Source organism: Marinobacter salicampi (assembly GCF_011074795.1).
Lineage (GTDB): Bacteria > Pseudomonadota > Gammaproteobacteria > Pseudomonadales > Oleiphilaceae > Marinobacter > Marinobacter salicampi.
Map to the genome: position 1 here is coordinate 30362 of NZ_JAAMPF010000012.1, position 16144 is coordinate 46505.

Annotated in this window: 14 protein-coding genes; 13 read left to right on the forward strand and 1 reads right to left on the reverse strand. The window is 56.4% G+C overall.

Annotated elements, in window-relative coordinates; all coding sequences use genetic code 11:
• The first annotated feature begins 128 nt into the window (after nt 1-128).
• Entirely contained in the window at nt 129-1490 is a 1362-nt protein-coding gene (locus tag G7W63_RS04875; RefSeq protein WP_166254004.1) for an MBL fold metallo-hydrolase RNA specificity domain-containing protein, read from the forward strand.
• Nucleotides 1491-1569: 79 nt separating this feature from the next.
• On the opposite strand, the gene G7W63_RS04880 is transcribed toward G7W63_RS04875, so the two are convergent.
• Nucleotides 1570-2088: a pilin gene (locus G7W63_RS04880; protein ID WP_423202278.1), complete on the reverse strand. Its 519-nt coding sequence runs from the start codon at nt 2086-2088 to the stop codon at nt 1570-1572.
• A 399-nt stretch (nt 2089-2487) separates the two neighbouring features.
• Between G7W63_RS04880 and pilB the strand changes: the two genes are divergently transcribed.
• The 12 genes from pilB (at nt 2488) to G7W63_RS04940 (ending at nt 16069) form a co-directional block, all read left to right on the forward strand.
• On the forward strand, nt 2488-4203 hold the full coding sequence (gene pilB / locus G7W63_RS04885) for a type IV-A pilus assembly ATPase PilB (RefSeq protein ID WP_166254010.1): 1716 nt from the start codon (nt 2488-2490) through the stop codon (nt 4201-4203).
• Nucleotides 4204-4216: 13 nt separating this feature from the next.
• Nucleotides 4217-5437: a type II secretion system F family protein gene (locus G7W63_RS04890; protein WP_166254013.1), complete on the forward strand. Its 1221-nt coding sequence runs from the start codon at nt 4217-4219 to the stop codon at nt 5435-5437.
• 62 nt (nt 5438-5499) lie between these two features.
• Nucleotides 5500-6375: a prepilin peptidase gene (locus G7W63_RS04895; protein WP_166254016.1), complete on the forward strand. Its 876-nt coding sequence runs from the start codon at nt 5500-5502 to the stop codon at nt 6373-6375.
• 6 nt (nt 6376-6381) lie between these two features.
• Nucleotides 6382-7005, forward strand: coding sequence for a dephospho-CoA kinase (gene coaE, locus G7W63_RS04900; RefSeq protein ID WP_166254019.1), 624 nt, complete (start codon nt 6382-6384; stop codon nt 7003-7005).
• A gap of 57 nt (nt 7006-7062) precedes the next feature.
• The gene (locus tag G7W63_RS04905) at nt 7063-7548 is read left to right on the forward strand and encodes an HIT family protein (protein WP_166254022.1); all 486 of its coding nucleotides are present in this window, start codon (nt 7063-7065) and stop codon (nt 7546-7548) included.
• A gap of 52 nt (nt 7549-7600) precedes the next feature.
• Nucleotides 7601-8614, forward strand: a complete 1014-nt coding sequence (locus G7W63_RS04910; protein WP_242634319.1) for a hypothetical protein — start codon at nt 7601-7603, stop codon at nt 8612-8614.
• The gene (gene tsaA, locus G7W63_RS04915) at nt 8614-9357 is read left to right on the forward strand and encodes a tRNA (N6-threonylcarbamoyladenosine(37)-N6)-methyltransferase TrmO (protein ID WP_166254024.1); all 744 of its coding nucleotides are present in this window, start codon (nt 8614-8616) and stop codon (nt 9355-9357) included. Before G7W63_RS04910 ends, tsaA begins: the two co-directional genes overlap by 1 nt.
• A gap of 109 nt (nt 9358-9466) precedes the next feature.
• Entirely contained in the window at nt 9467-11812 is a 2346-nt protein-coding gene (locus G7W63_RS04920) for a response regulator (RefSeq protein ID WP_341273677.1), read from the forward strand.
• Nucleotides 11809-11997: a DNA gyrase inhibitor YacG gene (yacG, locus tag G7W63_RS04925; protein ID WP_166254027.1), complete on the forward strand. Its 189-nt coding sequence runs from the start codon at nt 11809-11811 to the stop codon at nt 11995-11997. Before G7W63_RS04920 ends, yacG begins: the two co-directional genes overlap by 4 nt.
• A gap of 134 nt (nt 11998-12131) precedes the next feature.
• On the forward strand, nt 12132-12689 hold the full coding sequence (locus tag G7W63_RS04930) for a YfaZ family outer membrane protein (RefSeq protein WP_166254031.1): 558 nt from the start codon (nt 12132-12134) through the stop codon (nt 12687-12689).
• Nucleotides 12690-12868: 179 nt separating this feature from the next.
• A complete protein-coding gene (locus G7W63_RS04935; protein WP_242634320.1) occupies nt 12869-15103 on the forward strand; it encodes a hypothetical protein in 2235 nt (744 codons plus the stop codon).
• Nucleotides 15104-15175: 72 nt separating this feature from the next.
• Nucleotides 15176-16069: a glucosaminidase domain-containing protein gene (locus G7W63_RS04940; RefSeq protein WP_166254034.1), complete on the forward strand. Its 894-nt coding sequence runs from the start codon at nt 15176-15178 to the stop codon at nt 16067-16069.
• Nucleotides 16070-16144 lie beyond the last annotated feature (75 nt).

Here is a 16144-nt window from a genome sequence, read left to right on the forward strand (position 1 = left end):
CACAAAAACGGCTGAATTTGTTCCATGTCAGATTTTATTGCTCAATTTTATACTATTAATAGTAGCGAATTGATCCATAAGCGCCATGGTCATCGACTTCTCGCCAATTTCCACTAATGAGGCTTCGTATGCAGTTACAGTTTCTGGGTGCCGTTGATACCGTGACAGGCTCACGGTACCTGATCTCTAACCAGAACCACAGGCTGCTGGTGGACTGCGGCATGTACCAGGGGCTGAAGAAGCTGCGGCAACGCAACTGGGCGCCGTTTCCGGTTGAGCCCGGCACAATTAATGCGGTTGTGCTGACCCATGCGCACATTGATCACACGGGTTATCTGCCGGCACTGGTCAGGCACGGTTTCAAAGGCAAGATCTACTGCACCAAGGCAACCCATGAGTTATGCAAAGTGCTTCTACCAGACGCCGGTTACCTGCAGGAAGAGGATGCAAAATACGCCAATCGCAAGGGCTTTTCCAAACATGACCCGGCAGAGCCGCTGTTTACCGTAAAAGATGCCCTGGAAACTTTAAAGCACTTTGAATCGGTGCATTACCACGAGGAGATCGAGCCCGTGAAAGGCCTCGCCGTCAAGTTCACCCCGGCCGGCCACATACTGGGTTCATCCTGCGTTCATGTGTATGAAGCAGCCACTGACAGAACCATTGTGTTCAGTGGCGATGTGGGCCGGCAGAATGACGTAATCATGCGCCCTCCAGAGCCAATTGATAAAGCCGACATCCTGGTGTGCGAGTCCACCTATGGCAACCGCCAGCACCGCGACGTCGACCCGGAGGCCATACTTGCAGACATTGTGAATGAAACCGTAAAACGCGGAGGTATCACCCTGATGCCCGCGTTTGCCGTAGGCCGTGCCCAGATGCTCCTGTATCTGATCCACAAACTGATCGCGGACAACCGGATTCCCAAGGTGCCCGTATACCTGAACAGTCCGATGGCGATCAAAGCCACCGAAATATTCTGCAAGCACCATAAAGAGCACCGGCTCACTGCCGCCCAATGTGAGCTGATCGACGAGCAAACAATTTACGTGCGTACCGTGGACGAATCCATAGACCTGAACAGCAAGCGCTTCCCCTGCATCATCGTTTCAGCCAGCGGCATGGCAAGCGGCGGCAGGGTGCTCCACCACCTGAAGACACTTCTGCCGAACCCGAGAAACAGCATCGTACTCGCGGGCTTTCAGGCGGCGGGTACAAGGGGCGACGCCCTGGTGAACGGAGCTGAATCCGTCAAGATTCACGGTGAGCACTGGCCGGTAAAGGCAGCGATACACAATATCGACTCACTCTCCGCCCATGGGGATTATGAAGAGATACTGGAATGGCTGAGCCAGGGCAAGCTGACGCCTGAGAAAGTGTTTGTTACCCATGGGGAGCCATTGGCTAGTGATGTTATGCGGAAGCGGATTAGGGAGAGGTTTGGGTGGGATGTGGTGGTGCCGGAGTTGTTTGAGGAGGTGGAGATTTAGCGTAAACAGGTAAAGGCCTGGATTTAACCCCAGGCCTTTAGAGGAGATTTGAGGCGTTAGCCTCTAAATCCTTGTCGTGTTATGGCTGAGCCGCTGTAACCGCCTCAGCGATAGTCTGACGGCAACCTTGTGGCAAAAGTTGATAGTCTGCAACAGCAACGTCTGTACCACATACCCAGCTACCAGTGGCACTGTTGTATGCCAAAGCAACTTGCTGGCCTGCCAGGGCAGCATTCAGGCCGGCCGCTGCAAGAGTAGCTGTCAACTCTCCAGTAACCACTCCAGTCGCTGGATCTACTGCAGGGTTGACTGAAGTGATGGAGGCGATCGTGTCGGCTTTCTGGACGGCGCCAGCGTTGTCATCGGTGACGCCAAGCTGTTCAAGTTCAGCGGTAGTAGGGAAATTGCCGTTACTTGCTACAAATTCCGTGATTGGTGTCTTAGCAGCACCAAGCAACGAAACCGACTCGCTGGCCTGAGCGCGTGCTATATAATTCTGGTATTGCGGAATCGCAATTGCAGCCAGAATACCAATGATAGCAACAACGATCATCAGTTCGATCAGTGTAAAGCCTTTTTGAGCGTGATTGATTTTCATGTTCTTCATAGTCGACCTCTATGGTTGTCGTTTTTCTCGCTATGGCGTCGTAGCCGGTGGAGCTTTAGTTCTACCGGATTTAGCCTATCTACACTCCTGCACCGAACGTGCCAACACCTGTTTATATCCAATATATCCTTTGTATTTCAATAATATATGATTAAAACCACGAGTTTGGCCAGAAGTATTAGAATGCAAAATACGGTCAACTGGCGTCAGAGTGTGACGCTATTGGTCACCTTGGCTATCAAAGGGAAGGATTTTTACAAACGGATAATTACCGTTACCTCAAGCTATACAAGGTGTGACTTTCCAAACCTTCACAAGCAATCTAAACTCTCGTTAATTCCTACTCCGGCTACATCTTCATAACTTAAGAAGCGCCCTCAAAATACTTCTATGACTACCAATAAAAGCAATGTAACGCTCACAGGTTTGGCTCGACGGTTTGTGGAAGATGGTCTGCTAGACGAAGCAACCGCAAAAGATGCTTTTCTCCAGGCCTCCAGCAATAAAATCCCGCTGATTAGTTATCTGGTTCAAAACAAACTGGCCGACAGCAAGGGGCTGGCGTTTTCCGCTGCCATGGAGTTCGGTGTTTCGGTTTTGGACCTCAGCTCTTTCTTGCCAGAGATGCTGCCGGAGAAAGTGGTTGACGAAAAACTCATACGCAAACACAACGCCCTGCCTCTCTATAAAAGAGGCAACCGGCTGTTTATTGCGGTTTCTGACCCAACGAATATTCAGGCTCTGGACGAGATCAAATTCAATACTGGCCTCAGTACCGATGCCGTTCTGGTAGACGATGCCCGGCTAAGGGAAGCCATCGACAAGTTCCTGGAATCCCAGGATACATCAATGGGCGACTTGGATGACGCCGACCTTGAAGGTGTTGAGACAGAAGCAGGCGACAACGATGACGAATCGAGCACGGTGCCTGCGTCTGACGTAGACGACGCTCCCATCGTGAAGTATGTGAACAAGATGCTGCTGGACGGCATTCGTGGCGGCGCCTCGGATGTGCATTTCGAGCCCTATGAGAAAACCTACCGAGTCCGCTATCGAACGGATGGCATTCTGCGGGAAATGTCCAAGCCATCCATAAAGCTGGCCCCGAAGATCGCTGCACGTATCAAGATTATGGCTCAACTGGATATATCCGAACGCCGGGTGCCCCAGGACGGCCGTATCAAGATGAAGCTGTCCAAGACCAAGGCAATCGACTTTCGGGTGAACACTCTGCCCACCCTGTGGGGCGAGAAGATTGTTTTGCGGATACTCGACCCCAGCCAGGCCAAGATGGGTATCGACGCTTTGGGCTACGAAGAAGATCAGAAAAAGCTATTCATGGAGGCGCTTGAGCAGCCACAGGGAATGATACTTGTTACCGGCCCTACGGGTTCCGGTAAAACAGTATCGCTTTATACTGGTCTAAACATCCTGAACACCTCCGAGCGCAATATCTCCACAGCGGAGGACCCGGCTGAGATCAACCTGGAAGGCGTGAACCAGGTTAACGTCAACAATCGTGTTGGCCTGGGCTTTGCCGAAGCCCTTCGGGCGTTTCTGCGTCAGGACCCGGACATCATCATGGTGGGCGAGATCCGCGACCTTGAAACCGCCAACATTGCTATTAAGGCCGCTCAGACGGGCCACTTGGTGCTTTCAACCCTTCACACCAACAGTGCCGCTGAAACCCTCACGCGGATGATGAACATGGGGGTGCCTGCTTTTAACATTGCGACCTCTGTGAGCCTCATCATTGCCCAGCGTCTTGGCCGGCGGTTGTGCAGTGCGTGCAAAGAACCTTTAGAGGTCCCCCGCAACGTTCTTTTGGAGGAAGGCTTCACAGAGGCACAAATTGAAACAGGGTTTACTTTGTACCGCCCTAAAGGCTGTGATAAATGCAATAAGGGATATAAGGGCCGCGTCGGGATTTACGAGGTCGTGAAGATTACTGAGGAACTGGCAAGCATGATTATGGAAGAGGCCAGTTCGATCAAAATTGCAAAGCAGGCGCAGGCGGAAGGCTTCAAGAATCTCAGACAATCAGCCCTGGATAAAGTGATTCAGGGTGTCACCAGTCTTGAGGAGGCCAACCGGGTAACCGGCTGACGAAGGAACACACATGGCAGAAAAAGTTCAGAAGCTCTCGGCATTCGTCTGGGAAGGCAAAGACAGGAAGGGCAACAAGACTAAAGGTGAGGTTTCTGGCACCAACCTCGCCTTGGTTAAGGCCCAGCTCCGGAAGCAGGGCATAATCCCAAGCAAGGTCAAGAAAAAGCCAAAGCCGCTCTTTAGCGGTAGTAAAAAGATAACCCCCTTTGACATCGCTATGCTCACGCGTCAGCTGGCTACAATGATGAAGGCCGGTGTGCCGCTGGTACAAAGTTTCGACATTGTAGCCGACGGACTAGAGAATAAAGGGCTGCAAGACTTGGTTCAGTCTATCCGTAATGACGTTGCGGCTGGCACGAGCTTCGCTGGTGCACTAAAACGCCACCCCAAACATTTTGACGACCTCTATTGCAACTTGGTCGACTCAGGCGAGCGGGCTGGTGCTCTCGAAACGATGCTCGAGCGTATCGCAACTTATCTCGAAAAAACCGAACTGCTTAAGAAGAAAGTTAAAAAGGCAATGACATACCCGATTGCTGTTGTTGCAGTCGCAATAATCGTTACAGCGATTCTATTGGTAAAAGTAGTTCCACAGTTTGAACAGCTTTTTCAAGGATTCGGTGCAGATCTGCCGGTTTTTACTCAGATGGTGGTCAACCTCTCTGAATGGATGCAAGCATGGTGGTTTATTGTACTGCTAGTTATCGTGGGTTCAATCTATCTGTTTAAGGAAGCAAATCGTCGCTCCCAAAAGTTTTCAGACACAATCGATCGCCTGGTGCTCAAGCTGCCCATTATGGGTGAGATACTCGATAAATCGGCTGTTGCGAAATTTGGACGGGTACTTTCAACAACTTTCGCTGCTGGCGTGCCACTGGTGGACGCGCTCGACTCGGTTGCGGGCGCAACCGGTAACGCAGTCTATCGGGATGCCATACATAGAATAAAGGATGAAGTATCGGGGGGGACGCAACTACAAGCAGCGATGAGACAGGTAGACGTTTTCCCGGTCATGGCTGTTCAACTTACTGCCATTGGCGAAGAGTCAGGTAATCTTGATGAAATGCTTTCTAAAGTGGCTGACCATTACGAAGCAGTGGTCGACGATATGGTGGATAACCTCACCGCACTGATGGAGCCGATGATTATGGCTGTACTGGGGGTGCTCGTGGGGGGGCTCATCATCGCAATGTATCTACCGATCTTCCAAATGGGCCAGGTTGTTGGCTAATATTTCCCTAGGCAGGGCAAATTTAATAGGTTTGCCCTGCTCTTCTTACCTCGGTCCCCACGATGGAAATTTTTGAACACTTCTTCGGTAGCCCTTGGCTACTCTACTCTTCCGTTGCCATCTTATCCCTCTGCGTAGGCTCCTTCCTAAACGTAGTCATCCTCCGCCTCCCCAAAATGATGGAGCAGGACTGGCGGTGCCAATGTGAAGAGTTTCTTGAGGTTCCTGAGGGCCAACGCAAAGAAGCCCAGCGGATTACCCTCTCAACCCCGAACTCGACCTGTCCGGGATGCGGCCATGAAATCAAACCCTGGGAAAATATCCCGGTACTGAGCTACCTGATTCTGCGGGGCAAGTGCGCGTCCTGTAAGACGTCCATTTCCCCTCGCTACCCCATCATTGAAGCCGCTACGGCTGTTTTTTCGGTGGTGACATTGCTCGTGCTCGGTCCCAGCATTGAAACGCTCTGGGCGCTGGTGCTGGTTTGGGGGCTTATCGCCCTCACCATGATCGACTTTGACACCCAGCTGCTGCCGGACAGCATTACCCTGCCCCTGCTCTGGCTCGGGCTGATACTGAACTATTTTGGTATCCTGACGGACTTCCAGAGCGCTTTCTGGGGTGCGGTGGCCGGATATCTTTCGCTCTGGTCTGTTTACTGGCTGTTCAAGCTGGTGACCGGCAAGGAAGGCATGGGCCATGGTGACTTCAAGCTCTTGGCTGCGCTCGGGGCCTGGCTGGGCTGGCAGCTGTTGCCTGCGGTGATTCTGCTGTCGTCAGTGGTGGGCGCGGTGGTCGGTATCAGCCTGATCATCTTCAAACGTCATGGCCGTGAAGTGCCTATTCCGTTCGGCCCCTACCTGGCGGCGGCGGGTCTGCTGTGTCTCTGGTTCGGGCCGGAAATTCAGGCCATCTGGTATGCATACTTGGGGGTATAACGCTCGATGAGTGACAGCAGGGAAGCTCAACCGGCAATAGTCGGCCTGACCGGGGGCATTGGCAGCGGCAAGTCGACCGTTGCCAGGCTTTTTGGCGAAGTGGGCGTGCATTGGGTGGACGCAGATGATGTGGCACGGGAGGTGGTTGCCCCGGGCATGCCTGCCCTGGCACAGATCGCCGGGCATTTCGGGGACGAGCTGATCAGCCCTGACGGCAGCCTCGACCGGGCGGCACTGCGCACCCTTGTGTTTAATGACCCGGCCCAGCGCCAGTGGCTGGAATCGCTGCTGCATCCGATCATCCGCGAAGAACTTGTGCGCCAGCTCCGACCAGAAGGCTATAGCCTTCCCTACGTTCTGCTGGTGTCTCCGCTTCTGCTTGAAACCGACCAGCACACCATGACACAGCGGGTAATCGTAATTGATGTTCCCGTTGAGGTTCAGATTGAACGTACAATGAGCCGTGACGAGAATCCCCGTGACCAGGTAGAACGAATAATCGCGTCGCAACTGCCCAGGGAAGAGCGGCTTGCCAGGGCCGATGAGGTGGTCCACAACGACCGTCCCAGGACCGAGGTCGCGGAAGAGGTTCAGGCCTTGCACCAGCGCCTGGTAGCGCTCTTTCGCTGAGAAGCTGATGAAACTGATCACATGCCGACGGTAAGGCAAAATAAGGATAGCGCTGACGTGTCATGTATTTTCTGCCAGATTGTCGCCGGCGAGCTGCCCGCTTCAATTGCCCATGAAGATGAGCTATGCATCGCGTTCATGGATATACACCCCCTGGGCCGTGGACACGTGCTGGTGGTGCCCCGGGAGCACGGGGTCCAGTGCACAGAGGTTTCAGCTGAGCTGATGGCCCACATTTTCAGGGTTGCCCGCCGCATTCTGGTCGCCCAGCGCCAGCTTGGCTGGGGGCTGCCGGGCACCCACATTCTTCTGAACGACGGCGCAGCGGCCAACCAGACGGTGCCTCATATACACGTACATGTCATTCCAAGGGAAAAAGGCGATACCCTAAGGTCGGTTGCGCGACTGACCCTGCACGTCACCAGGATTTTTGGTCAGGCCGCGCCAAGGGTGGAGCTGGAACGCCAGGCCCGCTCGCTACGTGACTGTATGATGGCCATGATGGCCGATTCAGACTCCACCGCCGTGACTGACCGGGACTGATGTGAACCAAAGCCATTTCACCACTTTCTGCCTCGCACTCTGGTTTTCCGCAGTGAGCACAACCGCTTGGGGGGACAGTGTGCTTGACGAGCCGGCAGCGGCGCCTCATGTATCGCCGGATGCGCTGCCCCCGGCGTTCTACAGTTTCGAGCCGGACGAGTTCTGGCTTGAGCCCCGGGACTCCTACTGGATGAAGTTCTCGAACTGGGTGCTCGGGCAGCAGGAAGTGCAGGGCCAGCGAGTACAGTGGCTTGGGGAATGGGCCGACAGGACGTTGTCGGGAAGCCCCTACTCCGCCCCCAACAACGAAAGTTACCTGCGCCTGGGATTCGCCACCGAGTCAGAGTACGGCAATCCCGCCCAGTTTGATCCTGAGGCACGGTTCAAACTGGATGTACCCACCGTCGAGGAAAAGCTGCGCCTTGTGGTAGAAAGTGAAAGTGAAGAACTTATCCCCCTCGGTGAGCGCCGCCGCGACCGCCAACTAACCCAGGACCAGCGCTCGGATACGGAAGCCACTGGCGCCTTGCGCTATTTCTCCCAGCTTGGCGATGCCATCAACCTGTCAAATGACGTCGGTGCCCGCCTGCGGTTTCCTCCCGATGCGTTCTGGCGGGCGCGGGCCCGGGGTCGTTGGCAGTTCGAGAACGATTGGGGCATGGTTATCGACCAGCGTATTTATTACTTTCATGTGGATGGCTGGGGAGAACGCACCTGGGTAGGTTTCAGCAAGGACCTAGGCAAAGGCTGGGATCTTCTTATCGCATCCGAAGCGGCCTGGGTACACGAAGACCGCACATTTGAGCTTTCCCACATCATTTCCTCCTATAAACGCATCAACAACCGGGCGGAGCTCAGCCCGCGCGTTGGCGTGATCGGTGAGAGCAAGCCCAACTGGCGCAGCACCAACTTCTTTGCCGACCTCACCTACCGCTACCGGCTCCATGACGACTGGGTCTTTGGCGAGATTATTCCGGCTATCGAGTTCCCCCGGGATTACAGTTTCAAGGACAGGGCTTCCGTTGTATTCCGGATAGAACTTTTCTTCTCCGGTGACATCAACTGATGAGCCGGCACCCCTCGCGGCCTGCCAGCGAAGCCCTGACGCTGACCCCCATCGCGCTGACCAGGTCCTGTTTCCGGGACAAGTTTGGCGTGCCCCGGCAGCCCGGGCTTACCCGCCACGCCTGGGCAGACCTGATCATCGAGCCTCCATTCGACCGGGAGGACGCCTTTCGGGGTCTTGAGTCCTGTAGCCATATCTGGCTCACCTTCCAGTTTCATGAAGCGATTCGTGCTGAGTGGCGGCCGGTGGTGCGGCCACCCAGGCTGGGCGGCAACCGGAAGATCGGGGTCTTTGCCAGCCGTTCGCCGTTCCGGCCGAACAGCCTGGGGCTGTCGGTGGTCCGCAATGAGGGGCTGACCCGCCGGGAGGGAAAGCTCATGTTACGAATAAGGGACCACGACCTGATCGACGGTACGCCCATCCTCGACATCAAACCCTACCTGCCCTTTGCCGATTCGCTCCCCGGCGCGTCCATAGGCTGGGCCGGGGCCCCGCCGGTGGAAAAGCTGCCGGTGACCTTCCTGCCTGAGGCAGAAGCCCAGTTGGCCGCGCTGGATCCGGTGCTCTACCCCGATTTCCGTCAACTGATTGAGGATGTGGTGAGCTATGACCCACGCCCCTCCTTCCGTCGCGGTACCGAGGAGTCGCGGATTTACGGCGCTCATCTTTATGATAAAAACGTGAGGTTCCGTTTCGGCGAGCAAGGTGGTGGGGCAGGTGTAGAGATTTTGACGGTCTGTTAGACTCCCGGAAATTGAATCTGTGTTCACCGACATGAGTTACCGGTCTCGATACTGATTACCGGACTCGACACTAGTTACCGGACATGACACTACAGGGAAGACGTGGGCAGTGACCTTTCCATCTGCAGTCAGAAAGCTCGGCGTTCGGCCACTCGCGGCGCGGTTACTCCTGTATGTGCTTCTGTTCAGCCTGGTGCTGTCTCTGGTTGCAACCGGGGTACAGATGTATGGCGAATTCGAACGCCATAGGGAGAACCTGGTCATAACCCAGACCAAAACTGCCGAGATGATCACAGGCAGCATGAGTAACCACCTGTGGCTGATGAACTACAGCGTGGTAGCCAATACCCTCGAGGACATTCTGGTCCTGCCCTCCATCCAGCATGCCACCATCAACACCAGTACCGGCGAAGAGTTTGAGGCAGGCACCTACCCGGAAGGCCGTACCATCACCCAGTCTTTTGACCTTCGTTTTGGCGGCAACCGCGCGGCCGGCCCGGAAGACTTGGGCACGCTGACGCTGACCTCGTCTGTAGAACAGGCTTATGCAAGCGTGGTTGACCGGGCCCTGCTGACGCTGCTGTTCCAGTCGCTGATCGTCATGCTGGGCACCCTGGGGCTGCTGCTGATCGTACGGATCACCCTTTCCCGCCACCTTGAAGCCATTGCTGATTACGCCGCACGCCTGAACCTTGATGCCCTGATCGAGCCTCTGCGTCTGCGCCGCAGAAAGCCCCGTACCCCCGATGAGCTCAGCGAACTGGAGCAGTCCCTGAACACCATGCGCCTGCAGTTGTTGGAGGAAGCCCGCAGCCTGCGCCAGTCTAGCCTCCAGTCCCAGGGCGAGCGGGACGAGGCAATTCGTGCCAATGACGCCAAGAACCTCTTTCTGGCCAACATCAGTCATGAGCTGCGCACGCCCCTCCAGTCCGTGCTGGGCTACGCCAGCCTGCTGGCGGATACCCGTCTTGACCAGGAGCAGAGCGAATATGTTCAGACCCTGCAGCAGGCCGCTGAAAACCTGTCGGCCATCATTAATGACCTGCTCGACATTTCCAGTATCGAAGCCGGCAAGCTGGTACTGGACAGCATTCCCTTCGACCCACGGGCGACTCTTGACGACCTGGTGACCATGCTTGGCAACCGCGCCCGTGAAAAGGGCCTGGCCCTGGAATTACGGGTAGACGAGGCCCTGCCCCCGGCACTGAGGGGCGATCCGGTACGTTTGCGCCAGATACTGCTCAATCTGGTCTCCAACGCGATCAAGTTCACCGACGCCGGTCATGTTCTGGTAAGTATCGAGGTACTGAGGCGGGAGGGAAACTCAGCCCAGCTGCGGATTTCCGTGGAAGATACCGGCATCGGCATCAGCGCCGAAGAGCTGCCACTGGTCTACGAGCCCTACGTTCAGTTCGGTCAGCGTTTTCAGCGCCAGCTGTCCGGTGCCGGGCTTGGCCTGGCGATCTGCAGGCAACTGGCCGACCTGATGGACGCCCGTCTTAACGTGGAAAGCACCCCCGGCGAAGGCACCACCTTCTGGCTGGAGGTCGATCTGGCCATCGCATCAGAGGGCCCCGCCCGGCTCCGGCATGACACCCGCATGATCCAGGGGCGGCGCATTCTCGTGGTAGATTCCTATGAGCTGTCCCGCAAGATCACCCTGGAGATGCTCAGCCGTTTCGACGTCGAGATTGAAGCGGTAAAATCCGCCGCCGAAGCGCTGACCATGATGCGACAGGCGACCGACAACGGCCAGCTCTACGATGCGGTCATTCTGGACGGCTTCGTGCCTGATATGGACTCAGACCTGCTGTGTCAGCAGATTCGGGAAAATACGTCCTGGCAGGAAACCCGGGTTCTTATTCTGTCATCGAACCCCCAGCGTGGCGACGCCGATTATTTCCGAAAGTCCGGTGCTGATGCCTTTCTCAGCAAGTCCCTGCGCGAGTCCTGCCTGACGCCGATTCTCCACCAGCTGTTTGCCAACGCACACCGCAAGGAGCGGGTGTTCCTGACGCGCTTCTCGCTGCAGCCCAACATTGATCAGCGTGCCGCCAGGCTGCCGTGTGGGCGCATGCGGGTATTGCTGGTGGAGGACAACCCGGTCAACCGGACCCTGACCCGTCGTTTGCTGGAAAAGCTGGGCTGCGATGTAATGACGGCAAACGACGGTGAAGCGGCTTCAAGCCTGTGGCAATGGCATACTTTTGATATGATTCTGATGGATTGCCAGATGCCCCGTGTGGACGGTTTCGAAGCGACCCGACGCCTACGGGCCTGGGAAATCGAGGAGGGACGCCCGCCTGTGCCCGTGGTTGCATTGACTGCGAGCGCCATGGAAAAGGACGAGGAAAAGAGCCGCAAGGCCGGCATGAACGCCTTTGTCGCAAAGCCCGTTAACCTGGAGATGTTACGGGCTGTTCTGGAACAGTTTTGTGAGAAATCGACTCTATGATAGTGAACTGCCCGACCTGTAAAAAGCCCATCGAATGGGGCGAACAGTATCCGGACCGTCCGTTCTGTAGCGAACGCTGCAAACTGATCGACCTGGGCGCCTGGGCCAACGAGGAGTACCGGGTACCGGCTGAAAATGTTGACCCGGACGACCTGGACCAGACGCCAGACGAGCCCCGCCATTAAGGCTCAGAGTAGCCCCCGGGCAACTGCAGAGCTTGTGATTTAAACCCGTTGTAAGTTGAGCCTGCGACAGCCGATGGTTACGATGGGCGGCAGGATTTCCAACCGATACATTTCAAGAAAAAAGGATTCAGTCCATGAAGTACTCCGGTATTCCTTTGCTTCTGCTGTCACTGGCCGCAGCACCGGCATTTGCGGCCGATGCAGACATCAGCCTGACCAACGATTCGGCCAAGGGCCAGATCAATTTCTACGATAACCGTTCAGAGATCCAATTGGGCACCGGCTATACCTACCACGAAGGTAGCCGTCACCTGTTCAACGTCGACTTTCACGCTCAGGGCCAGACCGCTTTGGGCAATCTGCCAGCCACCGCCGGTATCGGCATGCGCGGCCTGGCCTGGGATGACGACCGTCTTGATGGCGGCGCAGTTGGCCTTGGTGGTTTTGGTACCGTGAATATTCCCGACGTTCCGGGCCTGTCCCTGCATGGGTCGCTGCATTACGCGCCCAGTATCCTGTCATTCGGCGATTCGGACGACATGACCAGCCTGGAACTCCGGGTGAGCTACCGTGTTATCCGCAATGCCGAGATATTCGGTGGTTACCGCTACCTGAACACAGACATTGATGGCACCAATCACGACATCAACCTTGATGAGGGTGTGCTTGCCGGTCTGAAGATCTACTTCTAAGGCCGCAGTGTCAGGCCAGAGCTCATGCCGGGAAGATGGCATGGGCTCGGCTCTGTGTTGACCGACTTCCTGCCGCCGTTTCTGCTTCGACTACTTGCAATTTTGTGGCTGAGGGCACTCTTTGTTCTCCCCTGCCTTGGTAAACTCTCCGTCCATACCTTGCTACCGGACGCTTACGGATGCCTGCCTACTCTCGAGCGACAGCTCTGGTGACAACCGCTAAATTCGCTGCAAAAGTCCTAAAAGGCCCCAAAAGAGCCTCAGCACCGGCTCTGCTGACCCTTTTTCTTCTGGTCGGCTGTGGCGGCGGTGACGATTCCATCGACCTGGCGAAGAACAAGCCGAACAGTTTCCCGCCAGCCAAGAACGCCCTGGATGACTTCTCCGACAACAGCACCGGGGATTCCAGCAATTCCGTCGGTCTCAACAAAAACCAGGTGCGTGTCACCGTCGAGGTGCCGGTAAGTGCGGCCCCGGATGGCGAAGAGACCCGCCGGAACCTGCGGATTGTTCCTGCTGACCGGATAACGGTTTATCGCACGGACAACAGTCTGCAGCGTTTGAACAGCGTTAACGCCTTCCAGATCTCCGAGGAAAACGGCAGGACCGTCATCGAGTTCGAGGGGGATCGCCCTCCGATTGGCCCCGACGTTATCATCGAGGCTGCCTATGGCAACACGGTACAGCGGGCGTTTGCCAGTGATTCGGACCGTGACATCAAGATCAACCCGTTTTCCGAGTACCTTGTGCGCAAGGCCCTGGGCGGCTACAGCTCCGGCCAGTTCGAGCAGGTGATGGCGTGCGTCAACAGTGACGATAACGAGAACCTCTGCCTGAACAAGTATGTCTGGTCCACCCTGTCAGACCAGGTGCAGGATTTTGAGATCGATATCCCCTCCGGTGCTGACCTCGGCGGTGCCCTGCAACTGTTGGAAGCCCGGGCTGATTTTCGGCGTTACGTAAGCAATATGGCAGGCTATGCCCTGCTGGACAGTGCCTCTTCCGGCAAGATTTCAGCCCAGTCTGCCGACTACAATTCGGTGTTTTTCGGCGTTGAACTAGGCCAAAGCTTTCTGGTTTCCTCCGATTATGAACCCGGGCAGTGGGGCACCCGTAGTGCCCGGGAAGAAGTTCTGCAGGACGACCGGGGCATTGCCTATCTTTATCCCGGGCTGACCCTGACCTCTTTTGATGTCTTCAATATCCGGGTCACCTCTCTTGCCAATGATATTCCTTACGCACGGGCGACTGTCGCCCAGACCCGTGACAACCAGTTCTTTGAGCGCCAATCTGATTACTGGGAGCTCAACAACCAGTCCACCTCCCCTGGTGCCGCCACTCTGAAGGACAGGACTCGTCTGCTCGCAGGCCGCTCCCTGTTCCAGAGCGTCACCGGCAGGAACAGTACCAGGATCATCGGCTGGACCCGCAATCCCTATTACCTGGACGCCTATGTGGGCGGCAACCCTGACGAACCGGACCGGGTCCTGAATGGCTACTTCAGCGCTGGCAAGGCCATAGAACTGGCATCTGAAGGCCGGGCACTGAAACGGATCAGGACCCTGGAGAACCACTACTTGTCTGCCCTTGACATCAACCTGGCTCGGCCCGATGGTGAGTTCGACCTGGCTCAGCTGGACGGTCAGGCCTATAACGTGGTGACTTTCGCCACCCGCCTGGGTGCTGCCAACCAGCCGGTTCGGGTGGAAACCGGGGTTGGCAGTTGGACAGTGGCAGGTCAGGCCGTAACCCAGGCCCTAGGAGACACCCTGAGCCTTCAGCGTGACAATACCGGCGCCGTATCCACAGGCCTGCTCGACCGCAGCGACTCGCTTCTGGTAAGCCACCGCACTGCGACCCTCAGCACCGGCCGAAAAAATATCGGCCGCCTGAACCTGGATACCGATTCCGAGGCGGAGCCTGGTGCCCGGCCGGATGTTGGGGTGGGCGCGAGCAATCCCGATGGCACATCCCTGGCGTTCAATCTCGATAACAACAGCAACGGTGACGGCATCCTCCTGGCAGCCGCCCAGCATGAGAACACGCCCCGGTCCGGAAGCTACCGGGTTCAGGGGCTCACTATGGGCATGGATACGGACACCAACCGCCTGGCCCATTTCATGGACGCCACACTGACCCTCGACGGTGACACCGCCATTCTCGAAACCTCTGGGGTGGAGGTGACCCATACTGTGTCCCAGGAGCGGGTAAGCAGTCCTGCCGCCCTGAATCCGCAGACGCTCAACCTCACCTATACTGACCTGAGTGGTGGTCGTGTTCTGTTGAGCGACGGGAACGGCCTGGTTCTGGAGGGGTTTGCCTCGGCGGACCAGGGAGAGATGATGCTCAGGGTCAACGATACCAGTGGTTCGGAGCCCGCTCTGGGCATTCTTCTGGCGACCGCTCTGCCATGATGGGTTCAAAACCCCGGACCGGCCCGCTAACTGGTATAATAAGGCTCGCTAGTACCGATCTTGAGGAGCTTTATGTCGACGGCCATGCGCGTTGCCCTGTTCACAATACCTCTGGTGATATTTGCACTCTTGGGTGCGCTGTACACCCCGACGCAGCCTGAATCTGACGATATCAGCCTCAGCAGCCTGCCTCCGCTGCCTGCCTGGGCCAATGACCCCCTGCCCGATTTTTCGATTTATACCGACATAGACGAGAAAAAAACCGCCTTTTTCGATTACCTCTATCCCCGTATTGTGCTGGCTAACGCCCGGGTTCTGATTCAGCGCCAGCATCTTATGGAACTGGCAGAAAAGGAGTCCCTGACCGAAAGCGAAACCCACTGGCTTGAGCAACAGGCCAAACGTCTCCGGGTTAGCGCTGACATGGGCAGCCAGGAAATGTTCAAGATGCTTGCCCGCAGGCTGGACGTCATACCGCCGTCACTGATTCTTGCCCAGGCTGCCAACGAGTCTGCCTGGGGAACGTCCCGGTTTGCCCTCAAGGGCAACAATCTGTTCGGACAGTGGTGCTTCAGTGAAGGCTGCGGTGTGGTGCCGAACAGCCGCAACGAGGGCGCAAGCCATGAAGTGGCCTCGTTTGAGTCCCCCTACCATTCGGTTCGGTCCTATATCCAGAATCTCAACCGCCATCAGACCTACCTGCCGCTGCGCAATACCCGGGAGCAGCGACGCAACCAGGGCAAGCCTCTGTCAGGCACAGCCCTCGCCCAAGGCCTGATTGGTTACTCGGAGCGTGGTGTCGAGTATGTGGACGAGATACGCAGCATGATCCGCTTCAATAATCTGGCGTATTACGATAAGCAGTACCGTAGCCAGGTTCAGGACAATATCGACGGCGCCCAGTTACTGGAACTGGTCACCAACAAGGAAACCGCCCTCGCCCCGGCAGCCCGCGGCGAAGGCTGATTCTGATCCGGCCCCGCCAGGGGCCCGGTTCCCACCCACATTCACCTTAAACCTGCCGAATCGGAGACTCTGGCC

Bases quoted from the DNA above. Each gene is read 5' to 3' on its own strand.
- G7W63_RS04930 (WP_166254031.1), top strand. From the start codon at position 12,132: ATGAAGTACTCCGGTATTCCTTTGCTTCTGCTGTCACTGGCCGCAGCA.
- yacG (WP_166254027.1), top strand. From the start codon at position 11,809: ATGATAGTGAACTGCCCGACCTGTAAAAAGCCCATCGAATGGGGCGAA.
- G7W63_RS04940 (WP_166254034.1), top strand. From the start codon at position 15,176: ATGTCGACGGCCATGCGCGTTGCCCTGTTCACAATACCTCTGGTGATA.
- G7W63_RS04890 (WP_166254013.1), top strand. From the start codon at position 4,217: ATGGCAGAAAAAGTTCAGAAGCTCTCGGCATTCGTCTGGGAAGGCAAA.
- G7W63_RS04935 (WP_242634320.1), top strand. From the start codon at position 12,869: ATGCCTGCCTACTCTCGAGCGACAGCTCTGGTGACAACCGCTAAATTC.
- G7W63_RS04880 (WP_423202278.1), bottom strand. From the start codon at position 2,088: ATGAAAATCAATCACGCTCAAAAAGGCTTTACACTGATCGAACTGATG.
- pilB (WP_166254010.1), top strand. From the start codon at position 2,488: ATGACTACCAATAAAAGCAATGTAACGCTCACAGGTTTGGCTCGACGG.
- coaE (WP_166254019.1), top strand. From the start codon at position 6,382: ATGAGTGACAGCAGGGAAGCTCAACCGGCAATAGTCGGCCTGACCGGG.
- G7W63_RS04875 (WP_166254004.1), top strand. From the start codon at position 129: ATGCAGTTACAGTTTCTGGGTGCCGTTGATACCGTGACAGGCTCACGG.
- tsaA (WP_166254024.1), top strand. From the start codon at position 8,614: ATGAGCCGGCACCCCTCGCGGCCTGCCAGCGAAGCCCTGACGCTGACC.
- G7W63_RS04895 (WP_166254016.1), top strand. From the start codon at position 5,500: ATGGAAATTTTTGAACACTTCTTCGGTAGCCCTTGGCTACTCTACTCT.